Here is a 16,915-nt window from a genome sequence, read left to right as displayed (position 1 = left end):
CGACAATGGAACAACGCACATTCAAACTGGGCGGCATCGCTGCCGCTGTTGCAACGGCTGTCCTGCATATGGGCAGCGCTTCGGCGCAGGAAGCCGCACCGGCCGCCCCCGCCGCCGATGGCCTGAACATGGAGCGCGTGGTCGTCACCGGCACCTCCGGCGGCTCCACCAAAATGAAATCGAGTGTGTCGATCAGTACCCTGGAAGGCGAGACCATCAAGAACGGCGCGCCGCTGAGCGCCGCCGAGGTGCTGCGCTCGGTGCCGGGCGTGCGTTCGGAATCGTCGGGCGGCGAGGGCAACGCCAACATCACCGTGCGCGGCGTGCCGATCTCGGCCGGTGGCGCGCGTTACGTGCAGATCCAGGAAGACGGCCTGCCGGTGCTGCAATCGGGCGACTTCAACTTCATCACGCCGGACAGCTTCGTCAAGATCGACGGCACGCTGGACCACCTGGAAGTGGTGCGCGGCGGTTCGGCCTCCACACTGGCGACCAACGCGCCGGGCGGCATCATCAACTTCATCACCAAGACCGGCGAGGAAAAGGGCGGCCATATCGGCATCAGCCACGGCCTGGGCTACGACGAGACCCGCCTGGACTTCGACTACGGCGCGCCGCTGTCGGACAAGACGCGTTTCTTCATCGGCGGTAACTACCGCAGCGGCGAAGGCGTGCGCAACACCGGCCTGAGCACCGAGGACGGCGGCCAGATTCGCGGCAATATCACGCACGACCTGGACAACGGCTTTATCCGCCTGTCGTTCAAGCATGTCGACGACAAGTCGCCGACCGTGCTGCCGGTGCCGGTGCAGGTGGTGAACCAGCAGATCCAGGAAATTCCCGGCATCGACCCGCGCAAGGTGACGTTCTACTCGCCGTACTGGGTGCGCGATGTCACGCTGGGCAAGAACAACACGCCGGTGTCGACCAACGTCAACGACGGCCTGAAAGTGAAGAGCGACACGGTCGGCCTGGAAGGTTCGTTCGACCTGGGCGACGGCTGGAACCTGAGCGACAAGTTCCGCACCGCCAGCAACAGCGGGCGCTTCACCGGCGTCTTCGCCGGCAACAACGGCAAGGTCGGCAGCTATGTGGTCGCGACGGGGCCGAACAAGGGCCAGGCCTACAACGGCCGCGCCTTCTCCGCCGTGGTGTTCAACACCTCGATCGACGACGCCGGCAATACGCTCAACGACACCAAGCTGGCCAAGACCTTCAAGCTGGCCGACGGCTCCAAGCTGACCACCACCGCCGGCCTGTACCTGTCGACGCAGAAGCTGGCGCTGACCTGGAACTTCAACGAATACCTGATGCAGGCCAGCGGCGACAAGCCTGCGCTGCTGCAAACGGCCAGCGCCACGCCTGGCCTGGTCGGTCCGGCCTTCGGCGGCTGCTGCTCGCGCGCGGTCGACATGGAATACAAACTGACGTCGCCTTACCTGAACGTTGGCTACGAAACCGGTCCGCTGAACATCGACGCCAGCGTGCGCCAGGACCGCCAGCGCGCCAGCGGCACGGCGAATATCGCCACCATGAGCGGCGGCGCCCTGCGCTACGATCCGGCCACGCAGCAGCTGGTGGACTACAAGATCAACCACAACTCGTACTCGGTCGGCGGTAACTACCGCATCACCAACAGCCTGGCGGCATTCGCCCGCGTCAGCGACGGCGTGGCCTTCAACGCGGACCGCATCCTGTTCGGCACTCCGCTGGACGGCAGCGCGCCGATCAACATCAACACCGTCAAGCAGATCGAGGGCGGCGTGAAGTGGCGCAGCGGCGGCATCAGCACCTTCGTGACGCTGTTCCAGGCCAAGACCGACGAGAGCAACTACGAGGCGACCACGCAGCGCAGCACCTCCAACAAGTACGACGCCAAGGGTGTGGAGTTGGAAGGCGCGTATGCGCTGAACGATTTCCGCGTCACCGGCGGCATGACCTATACCGACGCCAAGATCACCGGCACCGCGCCCGGCGACGTGGCGGTGATCGGCAACACGCCGCGCCGCCAGGCCAAGGTGGTGTACCAGATCGCCCCGACCTACACCTTCGGCCAGGCCACCGTCGGCGCCAGCGTGATCGGCACCGGCAAGTCCTGGGGCGACGATGCGCACACCATCGTGCTGCCGGCTTACCAAGTGGTGAACGCCTTCGTTAATTATCACGTGACGGAGAAGGCTACCTTGTCGCTGAGCGTGAACAACCTGCTCAACAAGATCGGCTACACCGAAGTCGAAGGCGACGGCCATGCCGCCCGTTCCATCTCCGGCCGTGCCGCGAAAGTCAGTCTGTCCTATGCCTTCTAAAGTAATGTCGGACCGCCTGCTGGCGGTCCTTTCCGATGACCTGCGTCCGCTGGCCGCGCAGCGGCTGGCGGCGGCGGAGCCGGTGCTGCGCCGGCTGCTGGCCGGCCTGTATGGCGAACGCGCCGATTTCGATGCGTGGCTGGGCGAGTTGATGGAATCGCTGGGCGTGCTGTATGCGGCGCGGCCGGCGGAACTGCGGGCGCTTGACGCGCAGCGCGCCGCGCAGCCGGAATGGTTCCTCAGCCAGCGCATGCTGGGCTACTGCGCCTATGTGCAGAAATTCGGCGGCGATTTGAACGGCGTGGCGGCGCGCATTCCGTATCTGCGGGAACTGGGTGTCAGCTATCTGCACCTGCTGCCGTTCCTGCGTCCGCGCGCGGGCGAGAACGACGGCGGCTTCGCCGTCTCCAGTTTCGACGAGGTCGATCCCGCGCTGGGCAGCAATGCCGACCTGGATGCGTTGACCGCGCAGTTGCGCGCCGCCGGCATCAGCCTGTGCTCGGACTTCATCCTGAATCACGTGGCCGACGATCACGCCTGGGCGCGCGCCGCCAAGGCCGGCGACGCCGATGCGCGGGCGATGTTCCATGTGTTCCCCGACCGCGCCATGCCGGACCGCCACGAGCGCACGCTGGGCCAGGTGTTCCCTCAGGTCGCACCGGGCAATTTCAGTTTCATCGAGGAGCTCGATGGCTGGGCATGGACCACGTTCTACCCGTATCAGTGGGACCTGAACTACGCCAACCCTGCGGTGTTCGCGGCGATGGCCGCCGCCCTGCTGCGGCTGGCCAATCGCGGCGTTGAAGTGTTCCGTCTCGATTCGACCGCTTTCCTGTGGAAGCGCGAGGGCACCAACAGCATGAACCAGCCGGAGGCGCACCAGTTGCTGCAAGCGTTGCGGGCGATCGTCGATATCGTCGCGCCGGGCGTGCTGCTGAAGGCCGAAGCCATCGTGCCGACGCGCGAGCTGCCGGCCTACCTGGGCAGCGCGGAAGCGCCCGAATGCCACATCGCCTATCACAGCAGCCTGATGGCGGCCGGCTGGGTGGCGCTGGCGGAGCAGGGCACCGGCGTGCTGCGCGAAGTGATACGCAACACGCCCGCGCTGCCGGCCGCCGCGACGTGGCTCAGCTACGTGCGCTGCCATGACGATATCGGCTGGAACGTGCTGCGCGCGGAGGCCTCGGCCGACGGTTCCGACAGCGCGGTGCGGCTCGCGCGCGCGGCACGCTTCTTCAGCGGCGCGGAGGGGAGCTACGCCATCGGCGCCGCCTTCCAGAGCACCGATCCGAACGCGGCGCATGGCAGCAACGGCATGGCCGCGTCGCTGACCGGCTTGCAGGCGGCCCGCACCGACGAGGAACGCGCGCTGGCGCTGCGCCGCATGCTGCTGCTGCACGGTCTTGCCCTGAGCTTCGGCGCGCTGCCGGTGCTGTACATGGGCGACGAGCTGGCGATGGAGAACGACTACAGCTATCAGGATCGTCCGCAGCACGCGATGGACAGCCGCTGGCTGCAACGGCCGGTGTTCGACCAGCAGCGGTGGAAGCATCGCTACGATGTTTCCACCGTGCCGGGAACGATGCACCAGGCGCTGGCCAAGCTGGTGCGCATACGCGGCCGGCATGATGCGCTGGCGGCCAATGCGTCCCGCACGTTGCTGGTCGATGCGCCGGACGGCATGCTGGCGCTGGCGCGCGGCGAGCGCTTCCTGACGCTGATGAATTTCTCCGGCCAGCCGCAAAGCTATGCGCTGCAAGGCGCGTGGCGCGATTGCGTGGCGGAGCAGGCGACAGGTGGCATGCTGGTGCTGGAGCCATATGCAATGTACTGGCTGGAACGCGAATAATATAGAATCGCCCAAGCAGGGCGTGGAGACAAGCATGACCCAAGAAACCATAGCCGTATTCGGCGAAGCGCTGGTCGACGATTTCATCACCGAGCAGGTTGTCGGCGGTGCGCCGTTCAACGTCGCGCGCAATCTGGCGGCGTTCGGCGTAGCGACGCTGATGGTCACCCGCATCGGCACCGACAAGAACGGCGCGCTGGTGCGCAACGAGTTCGAGCGCTTCAACATGAGCGAGGCGGGCTTGCAGATCGATCCGCAGGAGGCCACAGGCCGCGTGGTGGTCGAGCGCAATGCGGACGGCCACCGCTTCATCATCCTGCCGGACCAGGCTTACGATTATGTGCATGCCGAGCCGGCGTTGTCGGCGTTGGCGCAGGCCGCGCCGGGCACGATCTACTTTGGCACGCTGGCGCAGCGGCACAAGCGTTCGCGCGCCGCGCTGCGGGCGATGCTCGAGGTCTCAGGCGCGCAACGCTACCTGGACCTGAACGTGCGCGACGGCCAGGTGACGGAGCGTTGCGCCTTCGAGTCGCTGCACCTGGCGGACATCGTCAAGGTCAACGAGGATGAGCTGAAGGACTTATTCAGCTGGTACACCCACACCAAACCGGGCACCAAGGCGATCGACAGCGCCGAAATGGTGGATGCCTGCCAGGCGCTGATGCGCATCTTCTCGCTGAAGGGATTGATCGTCACGCTGGGCGAGCGCGGCGCGCTGTACTTCGGCGCCGACGGCGGCGTCATCGCCAACCAGGATTGCCATGCGCCGGTGCGCATCGTCGACACGGTGGGGGCGGGCGACGCCTTCTCCGCCGTGTTCCTGTTCGGGCAAGCGCAGGGATGGCCGATCAGCCTCACGCTGGCGCGCGCCAACGCCTTTGCCGGCGCCATTTGCGGCATCTCCGGCGCGGTGCCGGCCGATATCGCGTTCTACCAGCCGTGGATCGAAGCGTGGCGCGGCGACGCGGTCACGCCCGGAGCGGTCGCATGAAGCCGCGGCTGTCGTTCTGGCAGATCGTGAACATGAACATCGGCTTCTTCGGCATCCAGTTCAGTTTCGGCCTGCAGCAGAGCAGCATGAGCCCGATCTACAAATACCTGGGCGCGGACGAAGCGAGCCTGCCCTACCTTTGGCTGGCCGGGCCGATGACCGGCCTGCTGGTGCAGCCGCTGATCGGCGCCATGAGCGACCGCACGGTCACGCGCTGGGGACGACGCACGCCATACTTCCTGATCGGCGCCATCCTGTGCAGCCTTGGCCTGCTGGCGATGCCGTTCAGCCCCACGCTGTGGATGGCGGCCAGCCTGCTGTGGATACTGGACGCGGCCAACAACGTAACGATGGAGCCGTACCGCGCCTTCGTCAGCGACAAACTCGATCAGCAGCAGCATTCGGTCGGCTTCCTGACGCAGAGCGCCTTTACCGGACTGGGACAAACGCTGGCCTACCTGACGCCGTCGCTGCTGGTCTGGTTTGGCATGAACAAGGACGCCGTCAATGGCAGCCATATTCCGCACATCGTCATCGTCGCTTTTTTGATCGGCGCGGTGTTTTCGATTTCGTCGGTGCTGTGGACCCTGAAGACCACGCCCGAATATCCGTTGACCAGCGAGGAGCTGGCGCAGATCCGCGCGCGGCCGGCCGGCTGGCGGCACACGCTGGGCGACGTCGCCAGCGCGATCCGCGAGATGCCGCCGACGATGAAGCAGCTGGCCTGGGTCAAGCTGTTCCAGTGGTATGCGATGTTCTGCTATTGGCAGTACATCATGCTGTCGCTGTCGACCACCATCTACGGCACCACCGACCAGGCATCGCAGGGCTTCCGCGACGCCGGCCTGTTGTCCGGGCAGGTGGGGGCGTTCTATAACTTCATCGCGTTCGTGGGGGCGCTGGCGCTGGTGCCGTTCACGCGCCGCCATGGGCCCAAGGTCACGCACAGCATCTGCCTGGCGCTGGCCGGCGTCGGCATGCTGTCGATACCGTTGATTCATACGCCGGCGCTGCTGTTCGTGCCGATGGTGGGCATCGGGCTGGCGTGGGCCAGCATCATGGGCAATCCGTATGTGATGCTGGCGGGCTGCATACCGCCGGAGCGCACCGGCGTCTACATGGGCATCTTCAATATGTTCATCGTGATCCCGATGATCATCCAGATCTTCACGCTGCCGCTGTACTACCGCAGCCTGTTGGGCGGGAACCCCGAGAACGTGATCCGGCTGGCCGGTGGCCTGATGCTGTGCGGCGCGCTGGCCGTGCTGGCGGTGAAAATAAAAAAGCCGCAGGCGAACCCACGGCTAGCTGAGGAGGTGAGGACGGCTTAGCCTTCGCTCATCTGGCTTTGCAGGTAGTTCTGGATGCCGACCTTGGCGATCAGGTCCAGCTGCGTTTCCAGCCAGTCGATGTGTTCTTCGGTGTCTTCCAAAATCATCAGCAGCAGGTCGCGCGACACGTAGTCGGCGGCCTTCTCTGCGGCGGCGATGCCTTCCTTGACGGTGATCTGCGCGCCTTTTTCCAGCTTCAGGTCGCAGCCGATCATCTCTTCGGTGTTCTCGCCGATCATGACCTTGTGCATGGCTTGCAGGTTGGGCAGGCCGTCGAGCATCAGGATGCGGTCGATCAGTTTGTCGGCGTGCTTCATTTCGCCGATCGATTCCTCGTATTCCTTCTTCGCGATCTTCTCGAATCCCCAGTGACGGTACATGCGCGAGTGCAGGAAGTACTGGTTGATGGCGGTGAGTTCGTTGGTCAGCTGAGCGTTGAGCAGGCGAATAACTTCTGGGTCACCCTTCATGGGATGCTTTCTACAATGGTGGTGGAATACTGACATTTTGCCACGAACGCCGTGCTTGCGTGGCGCTATACGTGCAAAGTGTACCAATATGGGCGGAGTGAGATTGTTGGCGCAAATGAAAACAATTAACATTCCCGTATCGCCGCTATGAAAGGATGTCTCCATGATGCTGCATATCCCCGCCGTGCTGAGCAAGCCGCAGGTGCAGGAGTTCCGCCAGCGCCTGGCGCAGGCCGACTGGATCGACGGCCGCGGCACGGCCGGACCGCAGAGCGCGCAGGTCAAGCGCAACCGCCAGCTGCCGGAGCTGTCGCCGCTGGCGCAGGAACTGGGCGGCTTCATCACGCAGGCGCTGGCAGCCAATCCGCTGTTCTTCGCGGCGGTGCTGCCGCTGCGCATATTGCCGCCCTACTTCAACAGCTACGCCAGCGGCGAGCATTACGGCATGCATGTCGATGGCGCCATCCGCATGCGGCCCGGCACGGCCAATGCGATGCGGGCCGACGTCTCGTCGACCCTGTTCCTGAGCGAACCGGAGGAGTACGACGGCGGCGAGCTGATCGTCAGCGACGCCTACGGCACGCACGAGGTCAAGCTGGCGGCGGGGGACTTGATCGTTTATCCGTCGAGCAGCGTGCACCGGGTGGCGCCGGTCACGCGCGGCGAGCGGGTCAGCTCGTTCATGTGGTCCCAGAGCATGGTGCGCGACGATGCCCGGCGCGGCATGTTGTTCGAGCTGGACCAGAACATCCAGAAGCTGCGCGCCGCGCACGGCGACAACGAGATCACGGTGGACCTGACCGGCCATTATCACAACCTGCTGCGCATGTGGGCCGATGTGTGATGCAACCCACGGAGGGCTGACACCGGCAGGGGTAGTATCGATGCTTTACCCTACCGGAGCGCACCGCCATGGACACGAACAATGAAAACCATCACCAGGACTTGATCGGCGAGGACGCCGTCAAGAAAATCCATGACTTTGTCGATGGCACGCCGGGCTGCTTCTTCTGCACCAGCGACGTGGCCGGCGGCCCCGGCGACGCGCGGCCGATGACCGCCTTGCAGGTCGATGCACAGGGCAATCTGTGGTTCGTCAGCGCCAGCGACAGCCTGAAGAACCTGGAACTGGCGGCCGAGCCCTCGGCCACGCTGTACTTCCAGGCCTCGGGCCGGGCGGAGTTCATGCACCTTGAAGGCATCGCCACGGTGCTGCGCGACCCGGTCAAGCTGAAGGAGTTGTGGAGTTTTACGATGAAGACCTGGTTCGCCGGCGGCGAGGACGATCCGCGCGTGACGCTGATCAAGTTCGCGCCGACCTATGGCTACTATTGGGATACCAAACACGGCAGGGCGGTGGCCAGCGTCAGGATGCTGATCGGCGCCGTGATCGGCAAGGCCCTGGTCGACACGGTCGAGGGCAGGCTGGACGTTTGAAGGATCAGCCCAGCTGGAAGTTGATCGGCACCAGCGCGTACACGGGGACGGGCTTGCCGTCTTCCATGTTGGGCTTGTACAGGGCGCGCAGCACGGCCTGGCGGCCGGCTTCGTCGAGGTTGCTGGAGCCTGACGATTTGTGGATCACCACTTGCTCGGCCTGGCCTTTTTCGCTGATCAGCACGCGCAGGATGACGATGCCGCTCTCGCCCATGCGGCGCGAGATGTTGGGATAGACCGCCTGCGGCGCGCGGATGTATTCGACGCCGGACACGGTTTTCGGCGCGGCCGGCGTGGCCACATGGGCCGGCGCCGGTGGCGCGGGCGGCGCGGCGACGGCGACCGGCTCGCTGGTGCGTGGTTGCGGCGGCGCAACAGTAATGGTCGGCTCGGTCTGCACCACGTTCACCAGCGGCACCGGCGGGATGAAGGCCGGCGCCTGGCGCACCACCGGCACGGTCTTGGGCGGCGGCGCTGCCGGCTTGAGCGGCTCCGGCGCGGCGATGAAGGTGACGTTGACCACCTGCGGCAAGATGGCGTGCGGGACGTGGCTCAACATTCCCGACTGGAACATATAAAACCCGAAGACGTGCAGCATGACGATGGCGGCCAGCGGCGCGAACTTGCGGCCGCGGGTCTGCCATTGCGTTTTCAGCTGCGCGGCCAGGCCGCGCTGGTCCGCCGCCGGCGTGTTCGCCGTGCGGCCATAGGTCATGGTGTTCATCGGAGTGGTCTTTGTAGCTGAGCTTAGTTGCTGAAGACAGGGCGCTTCAGTACGGTTTCCTGGATCTCGGCGGTGGCGGCCAAGTGCTCGCTCAGGATTTCCTCGGCGCAGGAAAAGCACTGGCCGCAGCAAGTCGACACGCCCAGGTCGCGGCGCAGTTCTTCCATCGACGTCAATCCCAATTCCACGGCTTGACGGATTTCACGATCAGATATGTTGTTGCAGACACATACAATCATCGATACACCTTCTGGCTAGGCTTTACAAAAAGAATGAACTGACATGATTGCCTGTTGCTCACTTAATGCGAATCATTATCATTAATCGTATACTGCCTCAACTTTGGGCCAGATGCAAGCGCAAATAGAAGTAATTCGCATTACCGTTTATAATGCTAGTATCTTATTTCCGGCAAGAACGCGATCTTGCAGTTCGCCGGCAAGCCGCAGCGGCACTGGCCGGGCGGCGATTTGAACGGACTTCGCTATGACGCAAGCAGCTCCCTTGATCACCCTCGATGCCCTGACGGTCGGCGCCAGCGCCACCGTGGTGCACATCGCCCCCGGCGATCCCGCCGACGACGGCGCCACGCTGGCGCGCCGGCTGATGGAGCTGGGCTTTGTGCCGGGCGAAAAAATCCGTATGCTCAAGCGCGGCATGCCGGGTGGCGAGCCGCTGGCGATCAAGGTCGGCAACTCGACGTTCGCGTTGCGCCGCTTCGAAGCGGCGCTGATCTCGATCCAACCGGAATAAACCATGGGTGCAGCAGATATCGCGGCGCCGGTGGCGCCGGTCCTGACGACGACACCGATGGTGGCGTTGCTGGGCAATCCGAATTGCGGCAAGACCGCGCTGTTCAACCGCCTGACCGGCGCGCGCCAGAAGGTGGCGAACTACGCCGGCGTGACCATCGAGCGCAAGGAAGGCGCGTTCCAGTCCCCTGCCGGCAACGGCTTCCGCGTGCTGGACCTGCCGGGCGCCTATAGTTTGTCGGCCCATACGCCGGACGAGGCGATCACGCGCGACGTGGTGGCCGGCCTGCGCGCGGGCGAGCAGTCGCCGGACGTGGTGGTGTGCGTGGTCAACGCCACCAACCTGCGCCTGAACCTGCGGCTGGTGCTGGAGATCAAGCGACTCGGCCTGCCGATGATCCTGGCGCTGAACATGGTGGACGTGGCCAAGAAACGCGGCATCGAGATCGACGCCGACCGCCTGGCGCAGGAGCTGGGCATGCCGGTGGTGGAGACCGTGGCGGTGCAGGCCGGCGGCGAGAAGTCGCTGCTGCGCGCGCTGGACGCGATGCTGCCGCTGCGCGCGGTCAAGCCGCAGCCGCTGTCGGCGATCGACGCGGTCGGCGTGGAAGAGACGCAGCGCGAAGTGCGCCGCATCCTGGCGCTGGTCAGCAGCGACGCCCACGACACCGGCAACCTGACCGAGAAGATCGACAACGTGGTGCTGCATCCGGTGCTCGGCCCGGTGATCCTGGCGGTGCTGATGTTCCTGGTGTTCCAGGCGGTGTTCAGCTGGGCCAATGTGCCGATGGATATGATCAAGGCCGGCGTCGACGGCGTCGGGACCATGCTGAAGGGCGCGATGGCCGATGGCCTGCTGCGTAGCCTGCTGGTCGAGGGCATCCTGGGTGGGGCCGGCAGCGTGCTGGTGTTCCTGCCGCAGATTCTGATTTTGTTCTTCTTCATCCTGATCCTGGAGGACTGCGGCTACCTGCCGCGCGCGGCCTTCCTGCTGGACCGGCTGATGGGCGGCGTCGGCTTGTCGGGACGCGCCTTCATTCCGCTGCTGTCCAGTTTTGCCTGCGCGATTCCGGGCGTGATGGCGGCGCGCACCATCCAGAACCCGCGCGACCGGCTGGTGACGATCATGATCGCGCCGCTGATGACGTGTTCGGCGCGCTTGCCGGTGTATGCGCTGATCATCGCGGCCTTCATTCCGGATCGCGAGCTGTATGGCTTCATGAGTCTTCAGGGGCTGGTGCTGTTTGTGCTGTACTTCGCCGGCATCGCCTCGGCGATGGCGGTGGCCTATGTCATGAAGCGCGCGATGGGCTCTAACCACAAGCATCCGCTGATGCTGGAGCTGCCGGCCTATCACTGGCCGCATCTGCAGAACCTGGCGCTGGGCCTGTGGGAACGCTGCAAGATCTTCCTGTCGCGCGTGGGTACCATCATCCTGACCTTGATGGTGCTGCTGTGGTTCCTGAGCTCCTTCCCCGGCGCGCCTGAAGGGGCGGCGCATCCGGCCATCTACTACAGCATGGCCGGCATCCTGGGGCGCGGGCTGGAATATGTGTTCGCGCCGATCGGTTTCAACTGGCAGATCTGCATCGCGCTGGTGCCCGGCCTGGCCGCGCGCGAGGTGGCGGTGGGGGCGCTGGGCACGGTGTATGCGCTGTCGCAGAGCGGCGAGGAACTGGCGCAGTCGCTGACGCCCATCATCGCCAGTTCGTGGACTCTGCCGACCGCCTTGTCGCTGCTGGCGTGGTACGTGTTCGCGCCGCAGTGCATGTCGACCCTGAGCGTGGTGCGGCGCGAGACCAACAGCATCCGCTATCCGCTGATGATGGCCGGCTATATGTTCGCGCTGGCGTACACGGCGTCGTTCCTGACTTACCGTATTTCCCTGTTCTTCATCGGAGGCTGAGCATGTGGCAGCAAGTGATCGTGGCGTTGATCGTGGTGGCGGCGTTGGCGCATTTCTGCACCAAGTACCTGCCGGCGGCCTTGCGCAGGCAGATCGTCTACGTGCTGTCGCGGCGCGGCTACGACCAGAATAAACTGGCTAAACTGTTTAACACGAAATCGAGCTGCGGCGATGGCTGCTCCAGCTGCGGTTCCTGCGACACCACGCCGTCGGCGTCGTCCGACGCGCCCACCTCCGCGCCGCTCAAGCGCGTCATCATGCTGCGCGTGCAGCGCTGATCCGGCAACGCTTTTCCATCAAAGCGGATTGAACGACTCCGCCTGCGCCATCGGCCAGTACAGGCCGAACACCGGCGGCAGGCGTGACAGCTGGCTGGGGTCGAGCAGCTCGCCCGGCTCCAGGTAGGGCAGCAGCGCCGACACCAGCTTGACCTGGTTGGTCGAGATGCGCCGCACCAGGTGGTGCGCCTTCAGTTGCGACGGGTGCGTCAGGCCGGCGGCGGCGATCAGCTGGGCCAGCGCCTTCAGGGTGTTCTCGTGGAAGTTGGCGACGCGCCGGGTCTTGTCCGGCACCACCAGCGCGCGCTGGCGGGTCCGGTCCTGGGTGGCGACGCCGGTCGGGCAGCGGTCGGTGTGGCAGCTCTGCGACTGGATGCAGCCCAGCGCGAACATGAAGCCGCGCGCCGAGTTGCACCAGTCCGCGCCCAGCGCCAGGATGCGGGCGATGTCGAAGGCGGTGATGATCTTGCCCGAGGCGCCGATCTTGATCTTGTCGCGCAGGTTGGCGCCCACCAGCGTGTTGTGCACCAGCAGCAGCGCCTCCTGCAGCGGCGTGCCGACGTGGTCGGTGAACTCGACCGGCGCGGCGCCGGTGCCGCCCTCGCCGCCGTCGACCACGATGAAGTCGGGCGTGATGCCGGTGGCCAGCATGGCCTTGACGATGCCGAAGAATTCCCACGGGTGGCCGATGGCCAGCTTGAAGCCGGTCGGCTTGCCGCCGGACAGCGTGCGCAGGCGGTCGATGAAGGCCAGCATCTCCAGCGGCGTGTTGAAGGCCGAGTGTTTCGATGGCGAGATGCAGTCCTGGCCCATGGGCACGCCGCGGGTGGTGGCGATTTCGATGGTGACCTTGGCGCCGGGCAGCACGCCGCCGTGGCCCGGCTTGGCGCCCTGCGACATCTTCAGCTCGATCATCTTCACTTGCGGCGTGGTGGCGTTGGCGATGAAGTTCTCCTCGGAAAACGTGCCGTCGGCGTTGCGGCAGCCGAAGTAGCCGGAGCCGATTTCCCACACCAGGTCGCCGCCGTGCTGGCGGTGGTAGGGGCTGATGCTGCCTTCGCCGGTGTCGTGCATGAAACCGCCGGCCTTGGCGCCGCCGTTCAATGCCAGGATGGCGTTGGCCGACAGCGCGCCAAAGCTCATCGCCGAGATGTTGAACACGCTGGCCGAATACGGTTGCGCGCGCGGGCAGTCCGGGTGCTTGCCGATCTCGATGCGGAAGTCGTGGTGCTGCTCGGGCGCGGGGCTGATCGAGTGGTTGATCCATTCGTAGCCGGGGGCGTAGACGTCGAGCTGGGTGCCGAAGGGGCGCTTGTCGGTGTCCATCTTGGCGCGCTGGTAGACGATGCTGCGCTGGTTGCGCGAGAACGGCTCGGCCACGGTGTCGTCCTCCAGGAAGTACTGGCGGATCTCGGGCCGGATCGATTCGAAGAAGAAGCGGAAGTGCGCCAGGATCGGGTAGTTGCGGCGCAGCGCGCGCTTGGTTTGCAGCAGGTCGGTGACGCCGACCACGACCAGCGCGGCGGCGGCCAGCGGGATCCACCACGGCGCGGCCAGCGCCAGCGACGCGGCCAGGGTGACGATGGCGGCGTTGAAGACGAGGTAACGCGGGGAAAACAGGTTCATGGGTGCTCCGGTGGGCGGCTGATGGGGGCAGTGTACTGCTGTTTCTTGTGGGAATCCATCAGTCTCTGGCGGGGCCGGGGCGCAAGTCGGGCAACAATGCTAAGCTAGCGGGATCGCGGCGCACGGCCGTTTTTTTTTGGGGAAGTCCACCATGATCGTCGTCCACCATCTGAACAATTCGCGCTCGCAGCGCGTGCTCTGGCTGCTCGAGGAGCTGGGGCTGGAGTACCAGATCGTGCGCTACCAGCGCGACCAGAAGACCATGCTGGCGCCGCCGGAGCTGCTGGCGATCCACCCGCTGGGCAAGTCGCCGGTGATATCCGACGGCGACATCGTGGTGGCGGAGTCGGGCGCGATCGTCGAGTACCTGGTCGACACTTACGGCAACGGCCGGCTGGTGCCGCCGGCCGGCACGGCGGAGCGCCGCCGCTGGACCTATTTCCTGCACTATGCGGAAGGCTCGGCGATGACGCCGCTGCTGATGAAGCTGATCTTCGACCGGGTCGAGACCAGTCCGGCGCCGTTCTTCGTCAAGCCGATCGCGCGCGGCATCGCGCAGAAGGTCAAGGCCAGCTACATCCAGCCGCAGATCGAGAAGCACCTGGACTATCTGGAGGCGGAGCTGAACCAGACGCCGTGGTTCGCCGGCGCCGAGTTCAGCGCGGCCGATATCCAGATGAGTTTTCCGCTGGAGGCGGCCGCCGCGCGCGGCGGGCTGGACGAGCGCCGTCCGAACCTGATGGCCTTCCTCAAACGCATCCACAGCCGCCCGGCCTTCCAGCGCGCGCTGGAGCGCGGCGGCCCATACGAGTTGTTGAAATAAGCTGGTCGGGTAAAATGATGGATTGAACAAGCCCGGAAGATGTTGAACATGGCTAGACTCCTCGCCATCGACGGCCTCAATATTGTGCGCCGCGTCTACGAAGCCAGCCCCGAACCCGATGGTCCCGAGAAGGCCGAGATCGCGCTGCGCCACGCGCTGTCCTCGTTCCGCAAGCTGCTGCACGAGCACGAGCCGACCCACGTGCTGCCGGCCTTCGACTTCGGCGGCAACACCTGGCGCCACGACCTGTATGCCGGCTACCGCGAGGCGCGCGCGCCGATGCCGTCGGCGCTGCGCGAGGCGCTGCCGGGCTTTTACGACAAGCTGCGCGGCGTCGGCCTGCATGTGGTGTCGCTGCCGGAGGTGGAGGCGGACGACGTGATCGGCACCGTGGTGCTGCGCTGGCTGGCCGACGGCCGCGGCGAGGCCACCGTGGCCAGCACCGACAAGGATTTGCACGGCCTGATCGCGCAGGGCGCCCGCGTGTGGGACCACTTCAAGGGCGAATGGCACGACCACGCCTGGGTCGAGCGGAAATGGGGCGTGCCGCCGGCGCAGCTGCCGGACCTGCTGGCGCTGATGGGCGACGCCACCGATTCCATCCCCGGCGTGTCCAAGGTCGGCGTCAAGAAGGCGGCCAAACTGTTGCGTACTTACGGCACTCTGGACGGGATCATGGCCGGGGCCGGCATTCTGAAGGATACGCTGGGCGAAACTCTACGAAAAGAACGCGAAATGCTGTATCTTTCGAGACAATTGGTGCAATTAAAAACGGACGTGCGGGTCGGCGTGACCTGGAATATGCTGGCCTGGGATAAGACCTGAGCGCACGCCCACTAAGACAAGGTTTGCAAGATGTTAAAAGCGGTCATTATCGACACCAGCGCCGTCGCGCGCGGCCTGCTCAACACGGTCCTGCTCGATGGCGGCTATGACGTGGTGGGCCAGACCCACACCTGCGCCAGCGGCCTGGCGCTGCTGATCAAGCACAATCCCCACATCGTCTGCATCGCCCGCGAGCAGATCGAGAACGGCGAGGACGTTGTGCGCGAGATCAAGACCGGCTGGCCGAAGGCGCTGATCTTCATGGTCTCGAGCGAATTCGACGCCGCCACCATCCAGGCCGCGCACGCGATGGGCGTGAACGGTTTTATCGTCAAGCCGTTCAAGGCCGATACCGTGCTCAATACGATACGCAATACCGTGATCGCCATGGTCAAGCGCCAGCGCGCGGCGCTGGCCAGGGATGCCGGCGGGGCGGACGCGCCGCCGTCCGACAGCGAGGGCGGCGAGGCCGCCGCCGGCTAGTCTCCGGCGGCGAAGGTCGAGCTGGCGATGATGCCGCCGCCGAGGCAGACGTCGCCGTCGTACAGCACGGCCGACTGGCCCGGCGTGACCGCCCACTGGGCATCCATGAACTTCAACGCGAAATCGGAAGCGCCTTCCGGGGCGAGCTCGCACGCGACGTCGGCCTGGCGGTAGCGGGTCTTGGCCGACAGCGCGCCCGCCGTCGGCGCCTCGCCGGCGACCCAGCTGGCCTGGTCGGCGCGCAGGGTGGCCGACAGCAGCCATGGATGGTCGTGGCCCTGGACGATGTACAGCGTGTTCTCGGTCACGTCCTTGCGCGCCACGTACCAGGCGTCGCTGCTGCCGTCCGGGTTCTTGTAGGCCTTCATGCCGCCGACGCCGATGCCCTTGCGCTGGCCCAGCGTGTAGAAGCTCAGGCCCACGTGCTCGCCCACCACCTTGCCATCCGGCGTCTTCATCGGGCCCGGTTTATATGACAGGTAGCGGTTGAGGAATTCGCGGAACGGCCGCTCGCCGATGAAGCAGATGCCGGTCGAATCCTTTTTGGCGGCGTTGGGCAGGGCCAGCTTCTCGGCGATCTTGCGCACTTCGGTTTTCGGGATCTCGCCCAGCGGGAACAGGGTCTTGGACAACTGCGCCTGGTTCAGGCGGTGCAGGAAGTAGCTCTGGTCCTTGGTGTGGTCGACCGCCTTGAGCAGCTCGTGGCGCTCGCCGTTCTGGCGCACACGCGCGTAGTGGCCGGTGGCGATCAGGTCGGCGCCCAGGTGCATGGCGTGATCGAGGAAGGCCTTGAACTTGATCTCGGCGTTGCACAGCACGTCCGGGTTGGGGGTGCGGCCGGCCTGGTATTCGCGCAGGAAGTCGGCGAACACGCGGTCCTTGTATTCGCTGGCGAAGTTGACCGCCTCGATGTCGACGCCGATGACGTCGGCCACGCTGGCGGCGTCGATCCAGTCCTGGCGCGTGGAGCAGTACTCGGAATCGTCGTCGTCTTCCCAGTTCTTCATGAACAGGCCGACCACGTCGTAGCCTTGTTCCTTGAGCATCCACGCCGCGACCGAGGAATCGACCCCGCCGGACATCCCGATCACGACTTTTTTCTTGCTCATCTTAC

The 16,915-nt window shown here is 65.3% G+C and carries 17 protein-coding genes; 12 read left to right on the top strand and 5 right to left on the bottom strand.

Annotation, left to right across the window (positions count from 1 at the left end):
• Positions 1-5: 5 nt before the first annotated feature.
• The 4 genes from KVP70_RS12205 to KVP70_RS12190 are packed head-to-tail and all read left to right on the top strand — an operon-like array spanning position 6 to position 6,477.
• Positions 6-2,306 carry a TonB-dependent receptor gene (locus KVP70_RS12205; RefSeq protein WP_217942484.1) on the top strand — a complete coding sequence of 767 codons (2,301 nt, stop codon included), beginning with the start codon at positions 6-8 and terminating at the stop codon, positions 2,304-2,306.
• Positions 2,296-4,155 (top strand): alpha-amylase family glycosyl hydrolase, encoded by a 1,860-nt coding sequence (locus KVP70_RS12200; RefSeq protein ID WP_217942483.1) that lies wholly within the window; start codon positions 2,296-2,298, stop codon positions 4,153-4,155. The genes KVP70_RS12205 and KVP70_RS12200 overlap by 11 nt, the downstream gene beginning before the upstream one ends.
• Positions 4,156-4,189: 34 nt before the next feature.
• Positions 4,190-5,146, top strand: coding sequence for a PfkB family carbohydrate kinase (locus tag KVP70_RS12195; RefSeq protein WP_217942482.1), 957 nt, complete (start codon positions 4,190-4,192; stop codon positions 5,144-5,146).
• Positions 5,143-6,477, top strand: coding sequence for an MFS transporter (locus KVP70_RS12190; protein ID WP_217942481.1), 1,335 nt, complete (start codon positions 5,143-5,145; stop codon positions 6,475-6,477). Before KVP70_RS12195 ends, KVP70_RS12190 begins: the two co-directional genes overlap by 4 nt.
• On the opposite strand, the gene bfr is transcribed toward KVP70_RS12190, so the two are convergent.
• The gene (bfr, locus tag KVP70_RS12185) at positions 6,474-6,947 is read right to left on the bottom strand and encodes a bacterioferritin (protein WP_217942480.1); all 474 of its coding nucleotides are present in this window, start codon (positions 6,945-6,947) and stop codon (positions 6,474-6,476) included. The genes KVP70_RS12190 and bfr overlap by 4 nt on opposite strands.
• 163 nt (positions 6,948-7,110) lie before the next feature.
• Between bfr and KVP70_RS12180 the strand changes: the two genes are divergently transcribed.
• Positions 7,111-7,791, top strand: coding sequence for a Fe2+-dependent dioxygenase (locus KVP70_RS12180; protein WP_217942479.1), 681 nt, complete (start codon positions 7,111-7,113; stop codon positions 7,789-7,791).
• Positions 7,792-7,859: 68 nt separating this feature from the next.
• Entirely contained in the window at positions 7,860-8,384 is a 525-nt protein-coding gene (locus KVP70_RS12175) for a pyridoxamine 5'-phosphate oxidase family protein (protein ID WP_217942478.1), read from the top strand.
• A gap of 4 nt (positions 8,385-8,388) precedes the next feature.
• Here KVP70_RS12175 and KVP70_RS12170 read toward each other — a convergent pair whose 3' ends face one another.
• Together KVP70_RS12170 and KVP70_RS12165 are read right to left on the bottom strand one after the other, a co-directional pair.
• Entirely contained in the window at positions 8,389-9,108 is a 720-nt protein-coding gene (locus KVP70_RS12170; RefSeq protein WP_217942477.1) for an energy transducer TonB, read from the bottom strand.
• Between the two features lie 23 nt (positions 9,109-9,131).
• Positions 9,132-9,347 carry a (2Fe-2S)-binding protein gene (locus KVP70_RS12165; protein WP_026333955.1) on the bottom strand — a complete coding sequence of 72 codons (216 nt, stop codon included), beginning with the start codon at positions 9,345-9,347 and terminating at the stop codon, positions 9,132-9,134.
• Between the two features lie 247 nt (positions 9,348-9,594).
• Between KVP70_RS12165 and KVP70_RS12160 the strand changes: the two genes are divergently transcribed.
• From KVP70_RS12160 to KVP70_RS12150, 3 genes are read left to right on the top strand one after another with little or no spacing between them, the layout of a single operon-like run.
• The gene (locus KVP70_RS12160; protein ID WP_217942476.1) at positions 9,595-9,861 is read left to right on the top strand and encodes a FeoA family protein; all 267 of its coding nucleotides are present in this window, start codon (positions 9,595-9,597) and stop codon (positions 9,859-9,861) included.
• 3 nt (positions 9,862-9,864) lie between these two features.
• A complete protein-coding gene (feoB, locus tag KVP70_RS12155; protein WP_217942475.1) occupies positions 9,865-11,766 on the top strand; it encodes a ferrous iron transporter B in 1,902 nt (633 codons plus the stop codon).
• 2 nt (positions 11,767-11,768) lie between these two features.
• On the top strand, positions 11,769-12,044 hold the full coding sequence (locus KVP70_RS12150) for a DUF6587 family protein (RefSeq protein WP_217942474.1): 276 nt from the start codon (positions 11,769-11,771) through the stop codon (positions 12,042-12,044).
• Between the two features lie 18 nt (positions 12,045-12,062).
• Here the strand turns inward: KVP70_RS12150 and KVP70_RS12145 are convergent, their stop codons facing one another.
• Positions 12,063-13,670 (bottom strand): FMN-binding glutamate synthase family protein, encoded by a 1,608-nt coding sequence (locus KVP70_RS12145; RefSeq protein ID WP_217942473.1) that lies wholly within the window; start codon positions 13,668-13,670, stop codon positions 12,063-12,065.
• 151 nt (positions 13,671-13,821) lie between these two features.
• Here KVP70_RS12145 and KVP70_RS12140 point away from each other — a divergent pair, with 151 nt between their 5' ends.
• The 3 genes from KVP70_RS12140 to KVP70_RS12130 are packed head-to-tail and all read left to right on the top strand — an operon-like array spanning position 13,822 to position 15,801.
• Positions 13,822-14,493: a glutathione S-transferase gene (locus tag KVP70_RS12140; RefSeq protein ID WP_217942472.1), complete on the top strand. Its 672-nt coding sequence runs from the start codon at positions 13,822-13,824 to the stop codon at positions 14,491-14,493.
• Positions 14,494-14,541: 48 nt separating this feature from the next.
• Entirely contained in the window at positions 14,542-15,318 is a 777-nt protein-coding gene (locus KVP70_RS12135) for a 5'-3' exonuclease (protein WP_217942471.1), read from the top strand.
• A 30-nt stretch (positions 15,319-15,348) separates the two neighbouring features.
• A complete protein-coding gene (locus KVP70_RS12130; protein ID WP_217942470.1) occupies positions 15,349-15,801 on the top strand; it encodes a response regulator in 453 nt (150 codons plus the stop codon).
• On the opposite strand, the gene mnmA is transcribed toward KVP70_RS12130, so the two are convergent.
• On the bottom strand, positions 15,798-16,910 hold the full coding sequence (mnmA, locus tag KVP70_RS12125; protein WP_229224762.1) for a tRNA 2-thiouridine(34) synthase MnmA: 1,113 nt from the start codon (positions 16,908-16,910) through the stop codon (positions 15,798-15,800). The two genes, KVP70_RS12130 and mnmA, sit on opposite strands and share 4 nt — an antisense overlap.
• Positions 16,911-16,915 lie beyond the last annotated feature (5 nt).

Origin of the sequence: Duganella violaceipulchra (assembly GCF_019166075.1) — a bacterium.
Classification (GTDB): Bacteria; Pseudomonadota; Gammaproteobacteria; order Burkholderiales; family Burkholderiaceae_D; genus Rugamonas; species Rugamonas violaceipulchra.
The sequence above is the reverse complement of the archived record's forward strand: the minus strand, read 5'-3'. Positions and strand labels throughout refer to the sequence as shown.

What these genes read in the sequence shown, in the direction of transcription:
- KVP70_RS12205 (WP_217942484.1), top strand. Translation starts at nt 6, where the DNA reads ATGGAACAACGCACATTCAAACTGGGCGGCATCGCTGCCGCTGTTGCA.
- KVP70_RS12140 (WP_217942472.1), top strand. Translation starts at nt 13,822, where the DNA reads ATGATCGTCGTCCACCATCTGAACAATTCGCGCTCGCAGCGCGTGCTC.
- KVP70_RS12150 (WP_217942474.1), top strand. Translation starts at nt 11,769, where the DNA reads ATGTGGCAGCAAGTGATCGTGGCGTTGATCGTGGTGGCGGCGTTGGCG.
- KVP70_RS12195 (WP_217942482.1), top strand. Translation starts at nt 4,190, where the DNA reads ATGACCCAAGAAACCATAGCCGTATTCGGCGAAGCGCTGGTCGACGAT.
- KVP70_RS12170 (WP_217942477.1), bottom strand. Translation starts at nt 9,108, where the DNA reads ATGAACACCATGACCTATGGCCGCACGGCGAACACGCCGGCGGCGGAC.
- KVP70_RS12200 (WP_217942483.1), top strand. Translation starts at nt 2,296, where the DNA reads ATGCCTTCTAAAGTAATGTCGGACCGCCTGCTGGCGGTCCTTTCCGAT.
- KVP70_RS12180 (WP_217942479.1), top strand. Translation starts at nt 7,111, where the DNA reads ATGATGCTGCATATCCCCGCCGTGCTGAGCAAGCCGCAGGTGCAGGAG.
- KVP70_RS12130 (WP_217942470.1), top strand. Translation starts at nt 15,349, where the DNA reads ATGTTAAAAGCGGTCATTATCGACACCAGCGCCGTCGCGCGCGGCCTG.
- KVP70_RS12165 (WP_026333955.1), bottom strand. Translation starts at nt 9,347, where the DNA reads ATGATTGTATGTGTCTGCAACAACATATCTGATCGTGAAATCCGTCAA.
- KVP70_RS12135 (WP_217942471.1), top strand. Translation starts at nt 14,542, where the DNA reads ATGGCTAGACTCCTCGCCATCGACGGCCTCAATATTGTGCGCCGCGTC.
- mnmA (WP_229224762.1), bottom strand. Translation starts at nt 16,910, where the DNA reads ATGAGCAAGAAAAAAGTCGTGATCGGGATGTCCGGCGGGGTCGATTCC.
- KVP70_RS12175 (WP_217942478.1), top strand. Translation starts at nt 7,860, where the DNA reads ATGGACACGAACAATGAAAACCATCACCAGGACTTGATCGGCGAGGAC.
- KVP70_RS12160 (WP_217942476.1), top strand. Translation starts at nt 9,595, where the DNA reads ATGACGCAAGCAGCTCCCTTGATCACCCTCGATGCCCTGACGGTCGGC.
- feoB (WP_217942475.1), top strand. Translation starts at nt 9,865, where the DNA reads ATGGGTGCAGCAGATATCGCGGCGCCGGTGGCGCCGGTCCTGACGACG.
- KVP70_RS12145 (WP_217942473.1), bottom strand. Translation starts at nt 13,670, where the DNA reads ATGAACCTGTTTTCCCCGCGTTACCTCGTCTTCAACGCCGCCATCGTC.
- bfr (WP_217942480.1), bottom strand. Translation starts at nt 6,947, where the DNA reads ATGAAGGGTGACCCAGAAGTTATTCGCCTGCTCAACGCTCAGCTGACC.
- KVP70_RS12190 (WP_217942481.1), top strand. Translation starts at nt 5,143, where the DNA reads ATGAAGCCGCGGCTGTCGTTCTGGCAGATCGTGAACATGAACATCGGC.